The organism is Pseudomonas sp. PDM14, from assembly GCF_014851905.1.
Lineage (GTDB): Bacteria > Pseudomonadota > Gammaproteobacteria > Pseudomonadales > Pseudomonadaceae > Aquipseudomonas.
Window position 1 is genome coordinate 879,648 of the sequence record NZ_JACVAQ010000002.1, and the last position, 21,251, is coordinate 900,898.

At 61.6% G+C, this 21,251-nt stretch carries 17 protein-coding genes; 3 read left to right on the forward strand and 14 right to left on the reverse strand.

From position 1 onward, the window contains the following. Positions 1–29: 29 nt before the first annotated feature. From wecB to mtnA, 14 genes are all read right to left on the reverse strand, one after another. Positions 30–1,118 carry a non-hydrolyzing UDP-N-acetylglucosamine 2-epimerase gene (gene wecB, locus IB229_RS16715; protein WP_192331003.1) on the reverse strand — a complete coding sequence of 363 codons (1,089 nt, stop codon included), beginning with the start codon at positions 1,116–1,118 and terminating at the stop codon, positions 30–32. After that, positions 1,115–2,206, reverse strand: coding sequence for a DegT/DnrJ/EryC1/StrS family aminotransferase (locus IB229_RS16720; RefSeq protein ID WP_192331006.1), 1,092 nt, complete (start codon positions 2,204–2,206; stop codon positions 1,115–1,117). The genes wecB and IB229_RS16720 overlap by 4 nt, the downstream gene beginning before the upstream one ends. Beyond that, positions 2,203–2,787 (reverse strand): UDP-2-acetamido-3-amino-2,3-dideoxy-D-glucuronate N-acetyltransferase, encoded by a 585-nt coding sequence (wbpD, locus tag IB229_RS16725; RefSeq protein ID WP_192331008.1) that lies wholly within the window; start codon positions 2,785–2,787, stop codon positions 2,203–2,205. Before wbpD ends, IB229_RS16720 begins: the two co-directional genes overlap by 4 nt. Before the next feature lie 2 nt (positions 2,788–2,789). Next, a complete protein-coding gene (locus IB229_RS16730) occupies positions 2,790–3,740 on the reverse strand; it encodes a Gfo/Idh/MocA family protein (protein WP_192331010.1) in 951 nt (316 codons plus the stop codon). Between the two features lie 56 nt (positions 3,741–3,796). After that, positions 3,797–5,110 (reverse strand): UDP-N-acetyl-D-glucosamine 6-dehydrogenase, encoded by a 1,314-nt coding sequence (wbpA, locus tag IB229_RS16735; protein WP_192331012.1) that lies wholly within the window; start codon positions 5,108–5,110, stop codon positions 3,797–3,799. 628 nt (positions 5,111–5,738) lie between these two features. Next, positions 5,739–6,023 (reverse strand): integration host factor subunit beta, encoded by a 285-nt coding sequence (gene ihfB, locus IB229_RS16740; RefSeq protein WP_137971639.1) that lies wholly within the window; start codon positions 6,021–6,023, stop codon positions 5,739–5,741. A gap of 203 nt (positions 6,024–6,226) precedes the next feature. Continuing rightward, the gene (gene rpsA / locus IB229_RS16745; protein ID WP_192331014.1) at positions 6,227–7,912 is read right to left on the reverse strand and encodes a 30S ribosomal protein S1; all 1,686 of its coding nucleotides are present in this window, start codon (positions 7,910–7,912) and stop codon (positions 6,227–6,229) included. Positions 7,913–8,054: 142 nt separating this feature from the next. Continuing rightward, positions 8,055–8,738 (reverse strand): (d)CMP kinase, encoded by a 684-nt coding sequence (cmk, locus tag IB229_RS16750; RefSeq protein ID WP_192331016.1) that lies wholly within the window; start codon positions 8,736–8,738, stop codon positions 8,055–8,057. Beyond that, complete coding sequence (locus IB229_RS16755; RefSeq protein ID WP_192331018.1) at positions 8,735–10,978, reverse strand: bifunctional prephenate dehydrogenase/3-phosphoshikimate 1-carboxyvinyltransferase; 2,244 nt, start codon at positions 10,976–10,978, stop codon at positions 8,735–8,737. The genes cmk and IB229_RS16755 overlap by 4 nt, the downstream gene beginning before the upstream one ends. Then, on the reverse strand, positions 10,971–12,083 hold the full coding sequence (gene hisC, locus IB229_RS16760) for a histidinol-phosphate transaminase (protein WP_192331020.1): 1,113 nt from the start codon (positions 12,081–12,083) through the stop codon (positions 10,971–10,973). The genes IB229_RS16755 and hisC overlap by 8 nt, the downstream gene beginning before the upstream one ends. A 27-nt stretch (positions 12,084–12,110) precedes the next feature. Continuing rightward, a complete protein-coding gene (gene pheA, locus IB229_RS16765; RefSeq protein WP_192331022.1) occupies positions 12,111–13,208 on the reverse strand; it encodes a prephenate dehydratase in 1,098 nt (365 codons plus the stop codon). Then, positions 13,208–14,293, reverse strand: a complete 1,086-nt coding sequence (gene serC / locus IB229_RS16770; RefSeq protein WP_192331024.1) for a 3-phosphoserine/phosphohydroxythreonine transaminase — start codon at positions 14,291–14,293, stop codon at positions 13,208–13,210. Before serC ends, pheA begins: the two co-directional genes overlap by 1 nt. Positions 14,294–14,300: 7 nt before the next feature. After that, complete coding sequence (gyrA, locus tag IB229_RS16775; protein ID WP_192331026.1) at positions 14,301–17,099, reverse strand: DNA gyrase subunit A; 2,799 nt, start codon at positions 17,097–17,099, stop codon at positions 14,301–14,303. A gap of 223 nt (positions 17,100–17,322) precedes the next feature. Beyond that, entirely contained in the window at positions 17,323–18,402 is a 1,080-nt protein-coding gene (gene mtnA / locus IB229_RS16780; protein ID WP_192331028.1) for an S-methyl-5-thioribose-1-phosphate isomerase, read from the reverse strand. A 105-nt stretch (positions 18,403–18,507) separates the two neighbouring features. On the opposite strand from mtnA, the gene IB229_RS16785 reads away from it, so the two are divergent. From IB229_RS16785 to mupP, 3 genes are read left to right on the forward strand one after another with little or no spacing between them, the layout of a single operon-like run. Beyond that, a complete protein-coding gene (locus IB229_RS16785; protein WP_192331030.1) occupies positions 18,508–19,842 on the forward strand; it encodes a TRZ/ATZ family hydrolase in 1,335 nt (444 codons plus the stop codon). A gap of 11 nt (positions 19,843–19,853) precedes the next feature. Beyond that, positions 19,854–20,552, forward strand: coding sequence for a bifunctional 2-polyprenyl-6-hydroxyphenol methylase/3-demethylubiquinol 3-O-methyltransferase UbiG (gene ubiG / locus IB229_RS16790; RefSeq protein WP_192331032.1), 699 nt, complete (start codon positions 19,854–19,856; stop codon positions 20,550–20,552). Positions 20,553–20,557: 5 nt separating this feature from the next. Then, the gene (mupP, locus tag IB229_RS16795; protein WP_192331034.1) at positions 20,558–21,229 is read left to right on the forward strand and encodes an N-acetylmuramic acid 6-phosphate phosphatase MupP; all 672 of its coding nucleotides are present in this window, start codon (positions 20,558–20,560) and stop codon (positions 21,227–21,229) included. Positions 21,230–21,251 lie beyond the last annotated feature (22 nt).

The window sequence follows — 21,251 nt, forward strand, 5'->3', positions numbered from 1 at the left end:
AACTGCGTCGATAGTCACGCAGCTGCAATTCAACTGTTAGCCATCAGTTTCTCTACGATCCTGCCACTAGCAGCGCCATCTCCGTAAGGCGCGGCACATGCAGTCGGAGAGCTATTCGAGAAAGTATTGTAAGCCTCAAGAATACGCGATCGGTCAGCGCCTGCGAGCTGGTTCCACCCTAACTCGACAGTCTCTAACCACTCTGTCTCGTCTCGCATGGTGATGCAGGGAACGCGATAGAAAAATGCCTCCTTCTGTACACCACCAGAGTCCGTAAGGATGACGCTGGCAGCCTGCTCCAGCGCAACCATGTCAAGAAATGGCAAAGGATCAAGTACGTGAAGTGCTTTGAGTTCGTGCGCCAAGCCATATTGCTGGAGTAGCTTGCACGTGCGGGGATGCAGCGGCATTACTACGGGAATTTCGACAGCAATTTTGGCCAGAGCGGCGACAATAGCTCCCAACCTAATCGGATCATCGGTATTTTCCGCACGGTGGCAGGTGGCCAGAGCATAGCCCTGCTCAGTCAGACCAAGTCGCTGCAGTATCCGGCTATTTACCCGAGCACGTTCTCGATAATAGAGCGCAACGTCGTACATCACGTCCCCGACATTGTGCACACCCTGGATCATACTTTCGTGAGCCAGATTTCCTACGGCGGCCTCGGTCGGGCATAGCAGTAGTGTCGAAATTCGGTCAGCAAGTATACGGTTGACTTCCTCAGGCATACGCATATTGAATGAACGTAGCCCCGCCTCAACATGCGCAACCGGAATATGCAGCTTGACAGCGGCTAAAGCACCGGCCAGGGTCGAATTAGTATCGCCGTAGATCAGAACCCAATCAGGCTTCTCACTGAGCAGAATCTGCTCGATACCTTCGAGCATCCGCCCAGTCATCGCACCATGACCGCCACCAGAAACCTCAAGGTTATATTTCGGCGTGGGGATTTCTAGCTCATCAAAAAACACTTGAGACATATTTGGATCGTAGTGCTGCCCCGTATGCACAATCACTTCTTCCAGCACGCTTGAATGCTTAAGAATCTCTCGGGATACGGCTGCAGCTTTAATGAATTGCGGTCGTGCGCCGACGATCGTGACGATTTTTCGGGTCATACAGAAAAGCTCGCTTTAAAAGCCTTAACGACAACCTCTTGGGTGGCCTCATCCAGGTACGGATGCATCGGCAGGCTCATGACTCGTTCAGCGACTGCATCTCCCACGGGTAAGCTTGCCTGCTCATCCCTGACCGCCGGCTGGCGATTGAGCGGAATCGGGTAATGCACTGCCGTCGGTACACCTGATGCTTTCAGCCTTTCCTGAATCTCGTCACGCGCTTCAACCTGCACGGTGTACTGCGCCCAAGCGCTGAAATTGTGCGCCTCGACATGAGGGGCAGCGATACCGGCATCGCCCAGCAGCTGGGTATAACGCCGTGCCACTTGCTCACGAAGCTTCAGCTCACGCGGGAGGATCTCCAGCTTGGGCAACAGGATCGCTGCCTGCAGGGTATCCAGGCGGCTGTTCACACCGACGCGGATGTGATGGTAACGGCGATCCTGTCCGTGCCGGGCAATCTGCCGCAAGACCTTGGCCAGTTCATCGTCATTGGTGAAGATCGCGCCGCCATCGCCGTAACAACCCAAAGGCTTGCTGGGGAAGAAACTGGTGCACGCAATGGTCGTCAGGTTGCAGGAACGTTTGCCTTTGTAGGTAGCCCCAAAACTCTGTGCCGCATCCTCGATCACGGGAATACCGTGCTTCGCAGCAATGGCATTGATCGCATCGAAGTCCGCACACTGGCCGTACAGCGACACCGGAATAATTGCCTTGGTACGCGGTGTAATGGCGGCTTCCAGCAACTGCGGATCGAGATTGTAGGTCCGTGGGTCAACATCCACGTACACCGGCTTGGCGCCCAGCAAGGCGACGGTTTCGGCGGTGGCGATATAGGTGAAGCCCGGGGTGATGACTTCATCGCCAGCCCCTACGCCAATGGCCATCAGGGCGATCTGCAGGGCATCGGTGCCGTTGGCCACGCTGATGCAGTACTTGGCGCCGACAAAAGCAACGAGCTTCTCTTCCAGCTCAGCCACTTCCGGGCCCAGAATGTACTGGCCGTGCGCCAGGACACGCTGAATTCCCGCATCAATCCTGTCTTTGATCAGCGCCTGCTGCGCCTTAAGGTCAATGAACTCGATCACTGTACGGCCTCCCTGATCAGCGCTTTGCCCTTGAGCACATAACGTGCTCCGGTGTGAACACACGGCGCGCTACCCTCGCCTTCCAGCGGCAGATTGATCTGCTCGCCAAACTCGCTCATCCAGCCGATCTGCCGGGCCGGCACGCCGACCATCAACGCGTAGGCCGGCACGTCCTTGTTGATAACCGCGCCAGCACCAACGAAGGCAAACTCGCCGATGGTCACGCCACAGACGATGGTGCAGTTGGCACCCAAAGTGGCGCCCTTTTTCACCAGGGTATCGCGGTATTCATTCTTGCGTTCAATCAGCGAGCGCGGGTTGTAAACGTTGGTGAAGACCATACTCGGGCCACAGAAGACGCCCTCTTCGAGAGTGACGTTGTCGTACACCGAGACGTTGTTCTGAACCTTGCAGTTGTCGCCGATGATCACTTTATTGCCGACGAATACGCCCTGCCCCAGGGAAACACCCTGGCCGATTCGAGCACCACCGCATACATGGACAAAATGCCAGACGCGTGAGCCCTCGCCGATTTGCGCGCCGTCGTCGACGATGGCACTGGAGTGCTGATAGTGGCTCATGATCAGCCCAGCAGACGCGCAAGGAACGGGTGACCTTCATCATCCTGGGCACGGATGGGGGCCAAGGTGCGAATGGTTTCCACGGTTTCCACACAGTGACGGGCATCCTCGATGCCGTAGCCCTTGCCATCCAGGATCGCCTGATAGCTGACCGTGTGCAGGTCGGTGAAGCCTTCGGAGAACTCGATTTCAACACCATCACAGGTAATCGAGCGATAGGTCGGTTTCTTGCCTTTCACCGAGTCAGGCAGATCGTTGGCGTCGATGGAAAGAAACCAGCGCACGCGCGCGTTCTCATACTCCAGATAACCTGCGGCCTTGAACTCATTGACGAAGTGAACGACGTTGCGCTGCAGCTTGCCGAAGATGAAGTGCAGCATGTCGTAAAAGTGCACACCGATGTTCGTCGCCACGCCAAACGATTTGCGCGGATCGCCCTTCCAGCTTTCCATGTACCACTTGCCACGGCTGGTGATGTAGGTCAGTTCGACGTCGTGCTTGTGATCCTGCTTACCGTCACTGACTTGCTGTTTGAGGTCGATAATGGCCTGGTGGTGGCGCAGCTGGAGGATGTTCCACAGGCGGCGACCGGTTTCCTTCTCGGTGAGGAGCAGGTCATCGAGCATTGATGCACTGGGCACCAGAGGTTTCTCACAGATCACGTCGCAACCTAGGCGCAAGCCTGCGGTGATATGTGAATGGTGCAGGTAGTTGGGCGAGCAGACCGAGACGATGTCCAGTGCAGTCACCGGATCGCGCTTCAGCCGCCAGGCGTGGTCATAGAAGCGCTCGAACTCGGTGAAGAACTCGCTCTGCGGCGAGAGGCTATCGATGATGCCAACCGAGTCGTTGATGTCGTAGGCGCACACAAGCTCGTTGCCGGTGTCCTTGATGGCGCGCATGTGGCGTGGAGCTATATAGCCAGCAGCGCCGATGAGAGCGAAACGTTTCATGGAGTATCTCGCGAATGCGATGAGGCAATGGCGCCGCTGCAGCGACGCCCGCCAGATCAGGCCTTGATGATATGGTTCGCCGGTGTGCGGTACTTGCCGCGGCTGTCGACGATCAGACGAGCGCTCGACTCGATCAATGCATAGTCGAAGCGGTCATGATCGGTCGCCAGCACCACCGCATCGAAGGACGCCAGGTTCTCTGCCGTCAGCGGCTCGCTGGACAGCTCGAAGTGATGCTCACGCATGGTCGGAAACACCGGCACATGCGGATCGCTGTATGCCACGACCGCACTTTTGGCCTCCAGCAGCTCCATGATCTCGACCGATGGCGATTCACGCATGTCGTCCACGTTCTTCTTGTAAGCAATGCCCAAGACCAACACACGGCTACCCTTGAGTGCACGTCCCTGATCGTTCAGGCCGTCCATCAACTTGCCGACCACATACTCCGGCATTGCCTGGTTGACTTCCCCAGACAGCTCGATGAAACGGGTGTGCAACCCATACTCGCGCGCCTTCCAGGTCAGATAGAAGGGGTCGATCGGAATGCAGTGGCCGCCCAGCCCGGGGCCAGGATAATAAGCGGTAAAGCCGAACGGCTTGGTCGCCGCCGCATCCACCACCTCGAAGATGTCGATACCCATGCGATCAGCAACGACCTTCATCTCGTTGACCAGGCCGATGTTCACCGCGCGATGGATGTTTTCCAGCAACTTGGTCAGCTCGGCAGCTTTCGTGGAGCTGACTGGAACGACCTGATCAATGGCCTGCTCGTAAAGCGCGATGCCCACCTGTAAACACGCCGGCGTATGGCCACCGATCACCTTGGGAATGGTGCGCGTCTCAAAATTCGGATTACCAGGGTCTTCGCGCTCAGGCGAGTAGACAAGAAAAACATCCTCACCTACCACCAGGCCACCCTCTTGCACCCGAGGCAACAACTCTTCTTCCGTAGTCCCCGGGTACGTAGTGCTTTCCAGCGAAACTATCTGTCCAGCGCGCAGGTATGGCTTGAGGGCATCTGTGGTATTGATCACGAAGCTCATGTCCGGCTCGCGATACTTGTTCAGCGGTGTCGGGACACAAAGAATCAGGGCATCACACTCGGTAACACGCCGAAAATCCGTAGTCGCTTCAAACCCACGCTGGCGTGCCAGAGCAATTTTTTCCGCAGGAATATGCTCGATGTAGCTATGGCCCGCATTCAGGTTCTCAACCTTTGACTGGTCTATATCAATGCCCAGCACGCGGTAGCCAATGGCGCTGTAGCGCAGCATCAACGGCAAACCAACGTAACCAAGACCAACGATACCGATGATCGCTTCCTTGCTTTTGAATCGGGCGATGGGCGCCTGGACTCGATCCGACATATCTAAGCTCCACACTACTTCAGCAATGACATCAGGCCCACCGCCCTAGCTAGCAAATGCCAAAGGGGGATCATCGTGCCTGAAAGCCCGTCATCATAAAGAGCCTCTGCCGAATCTCATAGCTCTGCAACAATAGCCGGCGACCAATGCGAGTAGCTCCGCCTTTCTAGAAAGCGCCTTGGCTCAGAAAACACCGACGCTCGCCCCCATCGTGACAGCTTTTGGCTGCAACGTTGTCATGGCCGCCGCAACGGTGACTCATGCATTGCATTGCATTGCATAGCTGGCTGGCTGGCTGGCTAAACGGTGCCCGTAGACTCGCCCGCTCGTGTAGATATGCACAGACTTGCGATATGCATAAGGCCCGCCGCTATCCAGATAGGTGCATTGGATCAGAGCCAACAGACATTGATGATCCTGAGCTCGCGCGGTCTCGCCTCATGAAAATTCTATTTATCAGCGCCAAGAACCGAGAAAGTGCTGACACTGAGCGCGCATTTCACACTCTCAAGAATATGAGTGGCAGAAGATAAGGGTTTTGACGCCAGACGCAGGACGGACAAATATTCCCTACAAGAGGGAAGAGAGCCCGCAAGTAGCTAGAGAAGCATCACCACAGAAGCCGAAACTATTCATCTTCGTTGACCCGGTCACGCAATTCCTTGCCCGGCTTGAAGTGCGGAACGAATTTGCCATCCAGACGTACCGATTCACCAGTCTTCGGGTTGCGCCCTACGCGGGGGGCGCGATAGTGCAGCGAAAAACTGCCGAAGCCGCGGATCTCGATGCGATCACCGGTCGCCAATGCTTGGGACATCTGCTCCAGCATCGTCTTGATCGCCAGCTCCACATCTTTCGAGGAAAGCAATCCCTGGTGGGTGACGATGCGTTCGATCAACTCCGACTTGGTCATGGTTTTCCCTTCTTTTTCAAGCGGCTAGATCACTAGATAGGAAGGTTTTAGCATGCTGATCAGCTTTTGAACAGCCTATAAAACAAGGTCTTAGCGCAAAAAAGCGCCGTGCCAGGCGCTGCTGAAGCTGCAAATCTTTCGACGGGAAAATGCAGGCACAAAAAAGGGCGACCGAAGTCGCCCTTTTTCAGAATTACCTGAACTTAGTTCTGGTTCATCTGCGCACGGATCAGATCACCGATGGTGGTCGGACCAGTGGTTTCAACTTCCTGCTTGGTACGCAGCTCTTTCATCGCGTCTTTTTCGTCTTCGACGTCTTTGGACTTGATGGAGAGGCTGATTACGCGGCTCTTACGGTCGATGCTGATGATCTTGGCTTCGACTTCGTCGCCTTCCTTCAGGACGTTACGCGCGTCTTCAACGCGGTCACGGCTGATTTCGGAGGCTTTCAGAGTCGCTTCGATATCGTTGCCCAGATCGATGATGGCGCCTTTGGCGTCAACTTCTTTCACGGTGCCACGAACGATAGTGCCCTTCTCGTTGAGCGAGGCGTAGTTGGAGAACGGATCGTCTTCCAGCTGCTTGATACCCAGGGAGATGCGCTCACGCTCCGGATCAACCGACAGGATGACGGTGTCAAGCTCGTCGCCCTTCTTGAAGCGACGTACGGCTTCTTCGCCGACTTCGTTCCAGGAGATGTCGGACAGGTGAACCAGACCGTCGATGCCGCCGTCCAGACCAATGAAGATACCGAAATCGGTGATCGACTTGATGGTGCCGGAGATCTTGTCGCCCTTGTTGAACTGACCGGAGAAATCTTCCCACGGGTTCGACTTGCACTGCTTGATACCCAGGGAGATACGACGACGCTCTTCATCGATGTCGAGAACCTGAACTTCCACTTCGTCGCCAACTTGAACGACTTTGGACGGGTGGATGTTCTTGTTGGTCCAATCCATCTCGGAGACGTGCACCAGACCTTCAACGCCCTCTTCCAGCTCAGCGAAGCAGCCGTAGTCGGTCAGGTTGGTGACGCGCGCAGTAACGCGGGTGCCTTCCGGGTAACGGGCTTTGATAGCAACCCATGGGTCTTCGCCCAGTTGCTTCAGACCCAGGGAAACGCGATTGCGCTCGCGATCGTATTTCAGAACCTTGACGTCGATCTCGTCGCCAACGTTGACGATTTCGGACGGATGCTTGATACGCTTCCAGGCCATGTCGGTGATGTGCAGCAGACCATCGACGCCGCCCAGGTCAACAAACGCACCGTAGTCGGTGAGGTTCTTGACGATACCTTTGACCTGCTGGCCTTCCTGCAGGGATTCCAGCAGAGCTTCGCGCTCGGCGCTGTTTTCCGCTTCCAGGACGCTGCGACGGGAAACGACAACGTTGTTGCGCTTCTGGTCCAGCTTGATGACCTTGAATTCCAGCTCTTTGCCTTCCAGGTGCGTGGTGTCGCGCACTGGACGGACGTCAACCAGAGAACCTGGCAGGAACGCACGGATGCCGTTAACGTCGACAGTGAAGCCGCCTTTAACCTTACCGTTGATAACGCCCTTGACCACTTCTTCAGCTGCGAAAGCCGCTTCCAGAACGATCCAGCACTCAGCGCGCTTGGCTTTTTCGCGGGACAGTTTGGTTTCGCCAAAGCCGTCTTCAACCGCGTCCAGCGCAACGTGCACTTCGTCGCCGACATTGATGGTCAGCTCGCCAGCATCGTTGTAGAACTGCTCAAGCGGGATCAGGCCTTCGGACTTCAGACCGGCGTGAACAGTGACCCAACCAGCCTGGTAGTCGATGTCGACAATGATCGCGGTGATGATCGCGCCAGCTTGGAGGTTGAGGGTCTTTAGGCTTTCTTCAAAGAGTTCTGCAAAGCTTTCGCTCATGTTGATTCCTGTTGATCAAGGGCAGTGAACCTGCCCAATCCACACTCCAGACAATGTGGGTTCGTTATGTAAAAAGAGGCCTGCAGGACGTTGACTGGTCTCCTGCACGCCTCCTTGTCGACCGCTTGAGTGCGGTCTTTTGCTACCCGGCGAGATCGCGATTGGCGACCTCGCTGAGAATTCTTTCCAGTACCTGCTCGATGCTGAGCTCGGTGGAATCCAGCTGAATGGCATCGACTGCCGGCTTCAGAGGAGCCACTGCACGTTGCATGTCGCGCTCGTCGCGCTCACGAATCTCGTCTAGCAGACTCGGCAGGCTAACACCATCGACCTTGCCTTTCAACTGAAGATAGCGGCGACGTGCGCGCTCCTCGGCACTGGCGGTCAGGAAAATCTTCAGCGGTGCCTGCGGGAATACCACTGTGCCCATGTCACGGCCATCGGCGACCAGACCCGGCATCTCGAGGAAGGCGCGCTGGCGCTGCAGCAGCGCCTCACGCACGGCGGGCAGCGCGGCAACCTGGGAAGCGCCCGCACCGACCTGCTCATTGCGAATCGCATCGGTGACTTCGTCGCCCTCGAGAATGATGCGCTGCGGCTTGCCATCCGCGGCAGCGATGAACTGCACGTCCAGATGGGCGGCCAGCGTCTTCAGCGCCTCCTCATTGGTCAGGTCCATGCCGTGGTTACGCGCAGCGAAGGCCAGCAGGCGGTACAGCGCACCGGAGTCCAACAGGTTCCAGCCGAGTTTCTGTGCCAGCAAGCCGGCAATCGTGCCCTTGCCAGAGCCACTCGGACCATCGATGGTGATTACGCTGGCAGTCATGCTTTGCCCTCTTCGGCGACGCGAATGCCCACCTGCTCGGCCAGACCGAGGAAGTTGGGGAAGGAAGTGGCCACGTTGGCGCAATCATGGATGCGGATCGGCGCACTGGCGCGCAGCGAGGCGACACTGAAGGACATGGCGATGCGGTGATCGCCGTGACTCCACACTTCACCACCGCCAATCGAGCCGCCCTCGATGATGATGCCATCCGGCGTCGGCTCGGCTTTCACGCCCAGCGCGATCAGGCCATCGGCCATCACCTGAATGCGATCGGACTCCTTGACCCGCAGCTCCTCGGCGCCACGCAGCACGGTGCGCCCTTCGGCGCAGGCGGCGGCGACGAACAGCACCGGAAACTCGTCGATGGCCAGCGGCACCAGGTCTTCCGGAATATCGATGCCTTTCAGCCTGGCCGCACGCACACGGATGTCGGCAACCGGCTCACCGCCGACTTCGCGCTGGTTTTCCAGGGTCAGATCGGCGCCCATCAACTTGAGGATGTCGATCACACCGGTACGGGTCGGGTTGATGCCGACATGCTCCAGCAGCAGTTCGGAGCCCTCGGCAATGCTCGCCGCCACCAGGAAGAACGCCGCCGAGGAAATGTCCGCGGGCACTTCGATGGCCGTGGCGCTGAGCTTGTGACCGGATTCGACGGTGGCGACGTTGCCGTCGACGCTGACCGGATAGCCGAAGCCGCGCAGCATGCGCTCGGTATGGTCGCGGGTCGGCGCCGGTTCGGTGACCGAGGTTTCACCGGCGGCATACAGGCCGGCGAGCAGCAGGCAGGATTTGACCTGCGCGCTGGCCATCGGCATCTCGTAGCTCATGCCGGTCAGGCGCTGACCACCGCGAATGGTCAGCGGTGGGCGACCTTCAGGACCGGTCTCGATCACCGCGCCCATCTCGCGCAGCGGCTTGGCCACGCGGTTCATCGGACGCTTGGACAGCGAGGCGTCGCCGGTCAGCACGGTGTCGAACGGCTGTGCGGCCAACAGGCCGGAGAGCAGGCGCATGGACGTGCCGGAGTTGCCCAGGTAGAGCGGGCCGGGCGGCGCCTTGAGGCCGCGCAGGCCGACGCCGTGGATGGTCACGCGCCCGTGGTGCGGGCCCTCGATGACCACGCCCATGTCGCGGAATGCCTGCAGGGTCGCCAGGGCGTCCTCGCCTTCGAGAAACCCCTCGACCTCGGTCGTGCCTTCGGCCAGCGAGCCGAGCATGATCGAGCGGTGCGAAATGGATTTGTCGCCGGGCACGCGGATGCGGCCCGACAGGGAACCACCGGGGTTGGCGAGGTAAATCAGGTCGTTCGAATGCATGGCGTCCACATAGGCCCTGCGGGCCAGGATTTTACTGAAATGCTCACGGGCGAAGCGGGCGCGGGTGAAGACGCCCAGCAACTGATGCCCATCCCCTGCGTCGACCGCGCCGCGCAGGGCGTCGAGGTCGTCGCGAAATGCGTCGAGGGTACGCAACACCGCCTCGCGATTGGCGAGGAAGATGTCGTGCCACATCACCGGATCACTGCCGGCAATCCGCGTGAAATCGCGAAAGCCGCCGGCGGCATAACGGAATATTTCCAGATTCTCGCTGCGCTTGGCCAGCGAGTCGACCAGGGTAAAGGCCAGCAGATGCGGCAGGTGGCTGGTCGCGGCAAGCACCTGATCGTGGTGCTGCACGTCCATGTGCTCGACATCTGCACCGAGCTCGCGCCACAGACCGTCGACCAGCGCCAGCGCGGCGCTATCGGTCGACTCCAGCGGCGTGAGAATCACCTTGTGCCTACGGAACAGGCTGGCGTTCGATGCCTCTACCCCACTCTGCTCGGACCCCGCAATCGGGTGCCCCGGCACGAAGCGTGCGCTGTCGCCACCGAAGGCCAGGCGCGCAGCACGCACCACATTGCCTTTGGCGCTGCCCACGTCGGTGAGTACCGCAGCGCCCAGATCCAACTTCGCCAGCTGCGCCAGCAGCTTCTCCATGGCCAGGATAGGCACGGCCAGCTGGATCACCGTGGCGCCCTGACAGGCGGCCGCCAGGTCGGTTTCGCAGCGATCGACCACGCCCAGCTCGACCGCCACCCGCCGCGACTCGGCATCGAGATCGACCCCGACCACTTCGCGAAACAGGCCTTTTTCGCGCATGCCCTTGGCGAACGAGCCACCGATCAGCCCCAGACCGACCACGACCAGACGTTCGAGCCGAGCACTCGCGTGTGCAGTCGGCAGCAGCTCAGACACGCGCCAGCACCTGGCTCAGCGTGTCGAGGAAGCGAGCATTCTCGGCTTCGGTGCCAATGGAGATGCGCAGGAAGTTCGGCATCCCATAGCCGGCCACCGGACGCACGATGACGCCAGCCTGCAGCAGCGCCTGATTGATCGGCGCGGCATCGCGGGCGAAATCCACGGCGATGAAATTGCCCTTGCTGGGAATCCAGCTCAGACCGAGCTGGCGCAAGCCCCGCTCCAGCTGCAGCATGCCGGCGTCATTGACCCGACGACCGGCAGCCAGATAGTCGACATCGTCCAGCGCCGCGCCTGCGGCAGCAAGCGCCAGGTTGTTGACGTTGAATGGTGCGCGCACGCGATTGAGCACGTCGGCCACTTGCGCCGAAGACAGCGCGTAGCCAACCCGCAGCGACGCCAGGCCATAAGCCTTGGAGAATGTCCGCGAGACCAGCAGATTGGGGTAACGCGCCAGGTAGTCGAGACCATCCGGCAGCTCGTCGCCTTCGGCGTATTCGATGTAGGCCTCGTCCAGCACCACCAGCACGCCCTGCGGCACGCGCGAAAGGAAACGCTCCAGCGCATCGGGGCCGAACCAGGTGCCGGTCGGGTTGTTCGGGTTGGCGATGAACACCACGCGGGTGTTGGCATCGATGGCCGCGAGCATGGCTTCCAGGTCGTGGCCGTGCCCCTTGGCCGGCACCACCTTGCCCTGCGCACCGACTGCCTGGGTGGCGATCGGGTACACGGCAAACGCGTACTGGCTGAACACCGCATTCAACCCCGGCGCCAGCCAGGCGCGCGCGACCAGATCAAGAATGTCGTTGGAGCCGTTGCCGAGGGTCACCTGGGCCACCGCCACACCACAGCGCGCCGCGAGCTTCGATTTGAGCTCGAAGCCGTTGCCGTCCGGGTAGCGGGTCAGCTCGGCCAGTTGGGCACGGATCGCCTCGAGCGCCTTCGGCGATGGGCCGAGCGGATTCTCGTTGCTCGCCAGCTTGACGATGCCGGCCGGGTCGAGATTCAGCTCGCGAGCCAGCTCATCGACCGGCTTACCCGGCACATAGGGCGAAAGTTTCTGCACGCCCGGCACTGCCAGGGCGAGGAAGTCGCAACTCATGGACGCTCCTCAGGGAATGGCCCGGGTTCAGAGAACCGCTTTCGGGTAGGAACCCAGCACCTTCAGCGCCACGGCTTCCTGATTGATCTTTTCCAGCACGTCCTTGATCAGCGGGTCCTTGTGGTGGCCGACGAAGTCGATGAAGAACACGTAGGTCCACTTGCCGCTGCGCGAGGGGCGCGTTTCGATGCGGGTCAGGTCGATGCCGTTGGTGTGGAACGGCACGAGCAACTCGTGCAGCGCCCCCGGTTTGTTGCGCATGGATACGATGACCGAGGTCTTGTCGTCGCCGGTCGGCGGGACTTCCTGGCTGCCGATGATGAGGAAGCGCGTGGAGTTGTCCGGACGATCCTCGATCTTCTCCGCCAGCTTGCTCAGGCCGTACAGGCTCGCTGCCATGTCGCCGGCGATGGCCGCCGAACTCCACTCGCTCTTCACTCGCTTGGCCGCTTCCGCGTTGCTGGAAACCGCCACGCGCTCGACGTTCGGGTAGTGCGCGTCCAGCCACTTGCGGCACTGGGCCAGCGACTGGGCGTGGGAATAAATGCGGGTGATCTTGTCGGTCTTGGTGGTTTCACCGACCAGCAGGTGGTGGTGGATGCGCAGCTCCACTTCACCACAGATGACCATGTCGTGCTCGAGGAAGCTGTCGAGGGTATGGTTGACCGCACCCTCGGTGGAGTTTTCCACCGGCACCACGCCGAAGTTGACCGCACCGGCGGCCACTTCGCGGAACACTTCGTCAATCGCCGCCATTGGCTGGCTGATCACCGCGTGGCCGAAATGCTTGAGCGCCGCGGCCTGGGAGAACGTGCCTTCCGGGCCAAGGTAGGCGATCTTCAGCGGCTGCTCGAGCGCCAGGCAGGAGGACATGATCTCGCGGAACAGCCGCGCCATTTCCTCGTTGTCCAGCGGCCCCTTGTTCAGCTCCATGATGTGCTTGAGCACCCAGGCTTCACGCTCGGGACGGTAGAACACAGGGGCTTCGCCGGCCGGCAGGGACTGCATCTTCACCCGCGCCACTTCCTGAGCGCAGCGCGCGCGCTCGCTGATCAGCTCGAGGACTTTTTCGTCGAGGCTGTCGATGCGTACCCGCAGCGCCTTGAGCTGATCGGCGTCACTCATCAGGCGTGCTCCTTCTCGAACTCCGCCATGTAGGCCACCAGGGCTTCCACCGCATCCAGCCCGGTGGCGTTGTAGATGGAGGCACGCATGCCGCCCACCGAACGGTGGCCCTTGAGGTTGAGCAGGTCGCGCGCTTCGGCGCCAGCCAGGAAGGCCTTGTCCAGCTTCTCGTCGGCCAGGCGGAACGGTACGTTCATCCAGGAACGGGCGTTGTGGGCGATCGGGTTGCTGTAGAAGTCGCTGGCGTCGATGGCCTTGTACAGCAGGTCCTTCTTCGCCTTGTTGCGCTGTTCAATCGCCGAAACGCCACCCTGCTCCTTGAGCCACTCGAAGACCAGGCCCGAGAGGTACCAGGAATAAGTGGCCGGGGTGTTGTACATGGAGCCGTTATCGGCGGCGACCTTGTAGTTGAGCATGGTCGGGCAGGAACTGCGGGCACGGCCGAGCAGGTCTTCACGAATGATGGTGACCACCAGCCCGCTGGGGCCGATGTTCTTCTGCGCGCCGGCGTAGATCACGCCGAACTTGGAGACATCGACTTCGCGCGACAGGATGTCCGAGGACATGTCCACCACCAGCGGGGTATCGCCAACGCTGGGAATCCAGTCGAACTGCAGGCCACCGATGGTTTCGTTGCTGGCGTAGTGCACGTAGGCCGCGTCTTTCGACAGCTGCCAGTCGTTCTGCCCGGGAATGGCGAAGTAGTCGTAACCCTTGGCGCTGGCGGCGACATTGACGTTGCCGTAGCGGCTGGCTTCCTCGATGGCCTTTTTCGACCAGATGCCGGTGTCGACGTAATCGGCGACGCCGTCTTCCGGCAGCAGGTTGAGAGCGATCTCGGCGAACTGCTGACTGGCCCCCCCCTGCAGGAACAGCACCTTGTAGTCCGACGGGATGGCCATCAGGTCGCGCAGATCCTGCTCGGCCTTCTCGGCAATCGCCACATACTCGTCGCTGCGGTGGCTCATTTCCATCACGGAAAGGCCACGGCCCTGCCAGTCGAGCATTTCGGCCTGCGCGCGCTCCAGCACGGCAGTGGGAAGCGCGGCCGGGCCAGCGCAGAAGTTATGGGCTCGCTTGCTCACGTCAGTCTCACTCTTCGCTATCTGGGGCGTCCGCCGGGGTCTCGTCGCCCGCTTCCGCCACCACGTCGTTCTGGTCCACGTCGCCTTCCAGCGCCACGTCGTCGAGTTCGTCCTCGTCCGGCACGGATGGCTCCTGCACACGCTCCAGGCCGACCAAGGTCTCGTCGCTGGCCAGCTTGATCAGGGTCACGCCCTGGGTGTTGCGGCCGGAACTGGAGACTTCGTCGACACGGGTACGCACCAGGGTGCCCTGGTCGGAGATGAGCATGATCTCTTCACCGTCCTGCACCTGGATGGCACCGATCAGCTTGCCGTTGCGCTCCTTGGTGATCATGCCGATCACGCCCTGGCCACCACGGCCGCGACGCGGGAACTTGCTCAGCGCGGTGCGTTTGCCGAAGCCACGCTCGGAAGCGGTGAGGATCTGCGCGCCGGATTCCGGAATCAGCATGGAAATCAGCTGCTGCTCCTTGCCGATGCGCATGCCGCGGATACCGCGGGCGCCACGGCCCATCACCCGCACGACGCTCTCGGCGAAGCGGATGACCTTGCCGGAATCGGAGAACAGCATGACTTCCTTGGCGCCGTCGGTGATGGCGGCGGCGATCAGGGTGTCACCCTCTTTCAGTTTCAAGGCGATCAGGCCGCTGGAGCGCGGGCGACTGAACTGCGACAGCGGCGTCTTCTTGACCGTGCCCAAGGCAGTAGCCATGAAGATGTAAGCACCGGTCGGCTCGGCCACCAGCTCGGCGGTTTCACCCTCGACTTCCTCGACTTCGGCGGTCTCGGCGGCTTCTTCCACCTCGACCACTTCGCCCTCGATCACGCCGTCCTCGGCATCATCCAGGTCCTCGTCGGCACTCGGGTTCTGCTGTTGCAGGGCTTCCAGGTCGATCTGCAGCATCGCGGTGATGCGTTCGCCCTCATCCAGCGGCAGCAGGTTGACCAGCGGACGGCCACGCGCGGCACGCGAGGCTTCCGGGATTTCGAAGGTGCGCAGCCAGTAGACCTTGCCCTTGCTGGAGAACAGCAAGAGCGTGGCGTGACTGTTGGCGACCAGCAGGTGTTCGACGTAGTCCTCGTCCTTCACCCCGGTAGCGGACTTGCCCTTGCCGCCGCGACGCTGCGCCTGGTAGGCATGCAGCGGCTGCGACTTGGCATAGCCACCGTGGGAAATGGTCACCACACGCTCTTCTTCGGTGATCAGGTCAGCGATGGTCAGGTCGGTCTGCGACGCCATGATCTCGGTGCGGCGGGCATCGCCGAACTCGGCCTTGACCTTCTCCAGCTCCTCGCGGATGACTTCCATCAGGCGCGTGGCGCTGGTCAGGATGCGGATCAGCTCGCCGATCTGGGTCAGGATCTCCTGGTACTCGGCCAGCAGCTTCTCGTGCTCCAGACCGGTCAGGCGGTGCAGGCGCAGCTCGAGGATGGCTTGAGCCTGCTCGGGCGACAGGTAGTACTTGCCTTCGCGCAGACCGTACTGCGGATCGAGATCGTCGGGGCGGCAGGAGTCGGCACCGGCGCGCTCGACCATGGCTTCCACAGCGCTGGACTCCCAGGCGGCGGCGATCAGGCGCTCCTTGGCCTCGGCCGGGGTCGGCGAGGTCTTGATCAGCTCGATCACCGGGTCGATGTTCGACAGGGCGACGGCCTGGCCTTCAAGGATATGGCCACGCTCGCGCGCCTTGCGCAGCTCGTAGACGGTCCGACGGGTCACCACTTCACGGCGGTGACGGACGAACACCTCGAGCATGTCCTTGAGGTTCATGGTCTTCGGCTGGCCGTCGACCAGGGCCACGACGTTGATACCGAACACGCTCTGCATCTGGGTCTGGGCGTAGAGGTTGTTGAGCACGACCTCGCCCACTTCGCCACGACGCAGTTCGATGACCACGCGCATGCCGTCCTTGTCGGACTCGTCGCGCAGCTCGGTAATGCCTTCGAGCTTCTTCTCTTTGACCAGCTCGGCGATCTTCTCGATCAGGCGGGCCTTGTTCAGCTGGTACGGCAGCTCGGTGACGATGATCTGCTGGCGGCTGCCAGACTTGTCCATGTCCTCGATCTCGGCACGGGCGCGCATATAGATGCGGCCACGCCCGGTGCGGTACGCCTCGATGATGCCGGCGCGACCGTTGATGATGCCTGCGGTCGGGAAGTCCGGACCGGGGATGTACTGCATCAGCTCGTCGACAGTCAGCTCGGCGTTGTCGATCAGCGCCAGGCAGCCGTCGATCACTTCGCGCAGGTTGTGCGGCGGGATGTTGGTCGCCATGCCCACGGCGATACCGGACGAACCGTTGACCAGCAGGTTGGGGATCTTGGTCGGCATGACTGCCGGGATCTGCTCGGTGCCGTCGTAGTTGGGCACCCAGTCGACGGTTTCCTTGTCCAGATCAGCGAGCAGCTCATGGGCGAGCTTGGCCATGCGCACTTCGGTGTATCGCATGGCTGCGGCGTTGTCGCCGTCCACCGAACCAAAGTTGCCCTGACCGTCGACCAGCATGTAGCGCAGGGAGAAAGGCTGAGCCATACGCACGATGGTGTCGTAGACCGCAGTGTCACCATGCGGGTGGTACTTACCGATCACGTCACCGACCACACGGGCGGACTTCTTGTACGCCTTGTTCCAGTCGTTGCCCAGTTCGCTCATCGCGAACAGCACACGACGGTGCACAGGCTTCAGACCGTCGCGCGCATCCGGCAGGGCGCGACCGACGATCACGCTCATCGCGTAGTCGAGGTAGGACTGTTTCAGCTCGTCTTCGATATTGACCGGGAGGATTTCTTTGGCCAGTTCGCCCATGAGAAGCCTGGTTCCTTTTTCTGGTGAAACCCCGTCACACCCATCCTGGGCGGGACCGGAGTCCGCCGTGGCCGCCAGTGACAGCAGCGACTCACAGCAAATCAACGAGTTAAGCTAACAATTCGCGCTATTTGGGCGACCTCCACGAGGTCGCCTGAGAACTGCCGGAGCTTACCACAGTCACTGCCTCAGACCTACCCCGCCAGCCACGCCGGCCAGCGACTCAGTGCAGGCGCTTGCGGCACATCAGCTGGGCCATTTTTGCCGCATCCGGACGCTCGACCACACCCTTTTCGGTGACGATCGCATCGATCAGGTCGGCCGGGGTGACATCGAACACCGGATTGCACGCCTCGACGTCCGCCGCCAGGCGCTGCCCGCCGACCTCCAACAGCTCGCTGCCAGCACGCTCCTCGATGGGAATGTCGTCGCCGCTCTCCAGGGCCATGTCGATGGTCGAGCTGGGCGCCACGACCATGAAGCGCACGCCGTGGTGCATGGCACAGACGGCCAGCTGGTAGGTGCCGATCTTGTTGGCCACATCGCCATTGGCGGTGATGCGATCAGCACCGACGATGACCCAGGTGATGCCGCGGGTCTTCATCAGATGGGCAGCGGCGGAGTCGGCATTCACCGTCACCGGCACGCCCTCGCCCGCCAGCTCCCAGGCCGTCAGGCGCGAGCCCTGCAGCCACGGACGGGTTTCGTCGGCGTAGACGCGCTCAACCAGGCCATCAAGATGCGCGGCGCGGATCACCCCCAGCGCCGTGCCGAAACCGCCGGTCGCCAGCGCACCGGTGTTGCAGTGGGTTAGCAGGTTCTGCGGATTGCCCTGGTGCTTGCGGATCAGCTCCATGCCCAGCTGGGCCATGGTCAGGTTGGCCTCGCGATCACTCTGATGGATGCCGACGGCTTCGGCTTCAAGCACCGCCAGCGGATCATCACCAACCTTCAGCCGCTGCAGGCGCTCACGCATGCGCTCCAGCGCCCAGAACAGGTTGACCGCCGTAGGCCGCGACTCCATGAGCACGGTGAAATCGTCTTCCAGCGACACGCGCCAGTCGGGATCGCCCTCGACCAGGCGCGCCTTCACACCCAATACCAGACCGTAGGCGGCAGCGATGCCGATGGCCGGCGCGCCGCGCACCACCATGCTGCGAATTGCCTCGGCGACATCCGCTGCAGAGTCATAAGCCAGCCAGGTTTCCTCGCGCGGCAGCACGCGCTGATCGAGCAGGTACAACGTGCCATCTCGCCATTCAATGGCTTTAACCTTCTCAGCCGCCAGCAATTGCTCGCGCATGGCACACCCCACCTGCAGAAACGAAAAGCCGCGGATTATAGCGAGCCGCGCCCGGTATGGCTCAGTTATACTGCCGCCACATCTTATTTACCTCGGAATCACGCCATGCCCGACCATCGCGCGCCGCTCGACCTATTGCTCCTGCCAACCTGGCTGGTGCCGGTCGAGCCTGCCGGGGTGGTGTTACGCGAGCATGGCATCGGCATCCGCGACGGCCGCATCGCCCTGATCGCACCGCGCGCCGAAGCCCTGCGCCACCCCGCCAGCGAAGTGCGCGAACTGCCCGGCCACCTGCTCAGCCCCGGCCTGATCAACGCCCACGGCCACGCGGCGATGACCCTGTTCCGCGGCCTGGCCGACGACTTGCCGCTGATGAGCTGGCTGCAGGAGCACATCTGGCCGGCCGAGGCGAAATGGGTCGATGAGGAATTCGTCCGCGACGGCACCGAGCTGGCCATCGCCGAGCAGCTCAAGGGCGGCATCACCAGCTTCTCCGACATGTACTTCTTCCCGGAGATCGCCTGCGAGCTGATCCACAAGAGCGGCATTCGCGCCCAGGTGACCATTCCCGTCCTAGACTTCCCCACGCCCGGCGCGCGCGACGCCGACGAGGCGCTGCGCAAGGGCCTCAAGCTGTTCGACGAGCTCAAGCTGCACCCGCGGATCAAAGTGGCGTTCGGCCCGCACGCACCCTACTCGGTCAGCGACGACAAGCTGGAAAACGTGCGCATGCTCGCCGAAGAGCTGGATGCCGGCATTCACATGCACGTCCACGAAAGTGCCTTCGAAGTGCAGCAGAGCCTCGAGCTGCACGGCGTACGCCCAATGCAGCGCCTGGCCAATCTCGGCCTGCTCGGCCCGCGCTTCCAGGCCGTGCACATGACCCAGATCAGCGATGAAGACATCGCCCTGCTGGTAGAAAGCAACAGCAGCGTGATCCATTGCCCCGAGTCCAACCTCAAGCTCGCCAGCGGCTTCTGCCCGGTGGAGAAGCTCTGGCAGGCCGGGGTCAACGTGGCCATTGGCACCGACGGCGCGGCCAGCAACAACGACCTCGACCTGCTCGGCGAAACCCGCACCGCCGCCCTGCTGGCCAAGGCCGTGGCCGGCAGCGCCACCGCCCTCAATGCCCACAGCGCGCTGCGCATGGCCACGCTCAACGGCGCTCGCGCCCTGGGCCTGGACGAACAGACCGGCTCGCTGGAGCTGGGCAAACTGGCTGACATGGTCGCTTTCGACCTCTCCGGCCTGGCCCAGCAACCGATCTACGACCCGGTCTCGCAACTGATCTACGCCGGCAGCCGCAGCTGCGTGCAGCACCTCTGGGTCGGCGGCAAGCAACTGCTCGACCAAGGCTGCCTGACGCGCCTGGACGAAGAACACATCATCGCCAACGCCCGCGCCTGGGGCGCCCGCATTGCCGACAAGAATTCGCTTTGAAGGAAAACAGCATGAGCAACGTCGACCACGCCGAAATCGCCAAGTTCGAGGCCCTCGCCCACCGCTGGTGGGACCGCGAGAGCGAGTTCAAGCCGCTGCACGACATCAACCCGCTGCGCGTCAACTGGATCGACGAGCGCGTCGGCCTGGCCGGCAAGAAGGTCCTCGACGTCGGCTGCGGCGGCGGCATCCTCAGTGAAGCCATGGCGCAGCGCGGCGCCAGCGTGACCGGCATCGACATGGGCGAGGCGCCGCTGGCCGTTGCCCAGCTGCACCAGCTGGAATCCGGGGTGAACGTCGAGTACCGGCAGATCACCGCCGAGGCCCTAGCCGAGGAAATGCCCGGTCAGTTCGACGTGGTCACCTGCCTGGAAATGCTCGAGCACGTGCCCGATCCGTCCTCGGTGATCCGCGCCTGCTACCGCATGGTCAAGCCCGGCGGCCAGGTGTTCTTCTCCACCATCAACCGCAATCCCAAGGCCTACCTGTTCGCCGTGGTCGGCGCTGAATACCTGCTGCGCCTGCTGCCGCGCGGCACCCACGACTTCAAGAAATTCATCCGCCCCTCCGAACTGGGCGCCTGGAGCCGCAACGCCGGCCTGCAGGTCAAGGACATCATCGGCCTGACCTACAACCCGATCACCAAGCACTACAAGCTGGCCGCGGACGTCGACGTCAACTACATGATCCAGACCCTGCGCGAGGAGTGAAGCGCATGCGTTTGCGAGCGGTAATCTTCGACATGGACGGCACCCTGCTCGACACGGCGCCGGATTTCATCGCCGTGTGCCAGGCGATGCTGCAACAACGTGGCCTGCCGGCCATCGACGACAAGCTGATCCGCGACCAGGTGTCCGGCGGCGCCCGCGCCATGGTTGCGGCGACCTTCGCCATGCAGCCACAGGACGACGGCTTCGAGCTGCTGCGCGCCGAGTTCCTGGAGCGCTACCAAGCGCACTGCGCGGTCCTCAGCCAGCCGTTCGACGGCATGCTGCAGCTGATCGCCGACATCGAGCAAGCCAAGCTGATCTGGGGCGTGGCAACCAATAAGCCGGTGCGCTTCGCCGAACCGATCATGCAGCAGCTCGGCCTGGCCGAGCGCTCGGCGGTACTGGTCTGCCCGGATCACGTCAGCCGCAGCAAGCCCGACCCGGAGATGCTCCTGCTAGCCTGCACCAAGATCGGCGTAGCACCGGGCGAAGTCCTGTTCGTTGGCGACGACCTGCGCGACATCGAGTCCGGCCGCGCCGCCGGCTGCAAGACCGCCGCGGTCACCTACGGCTACATCCACCCCGACGACAACCCGCGCAACTGGGGCGCCGACGTGGTGGTGGATCATCCACTGGAGCTGCGCACGGTCCTCGATCGCGCCCTGTGCAGCTGCTGACGCACCAGCACCCGATACCTGG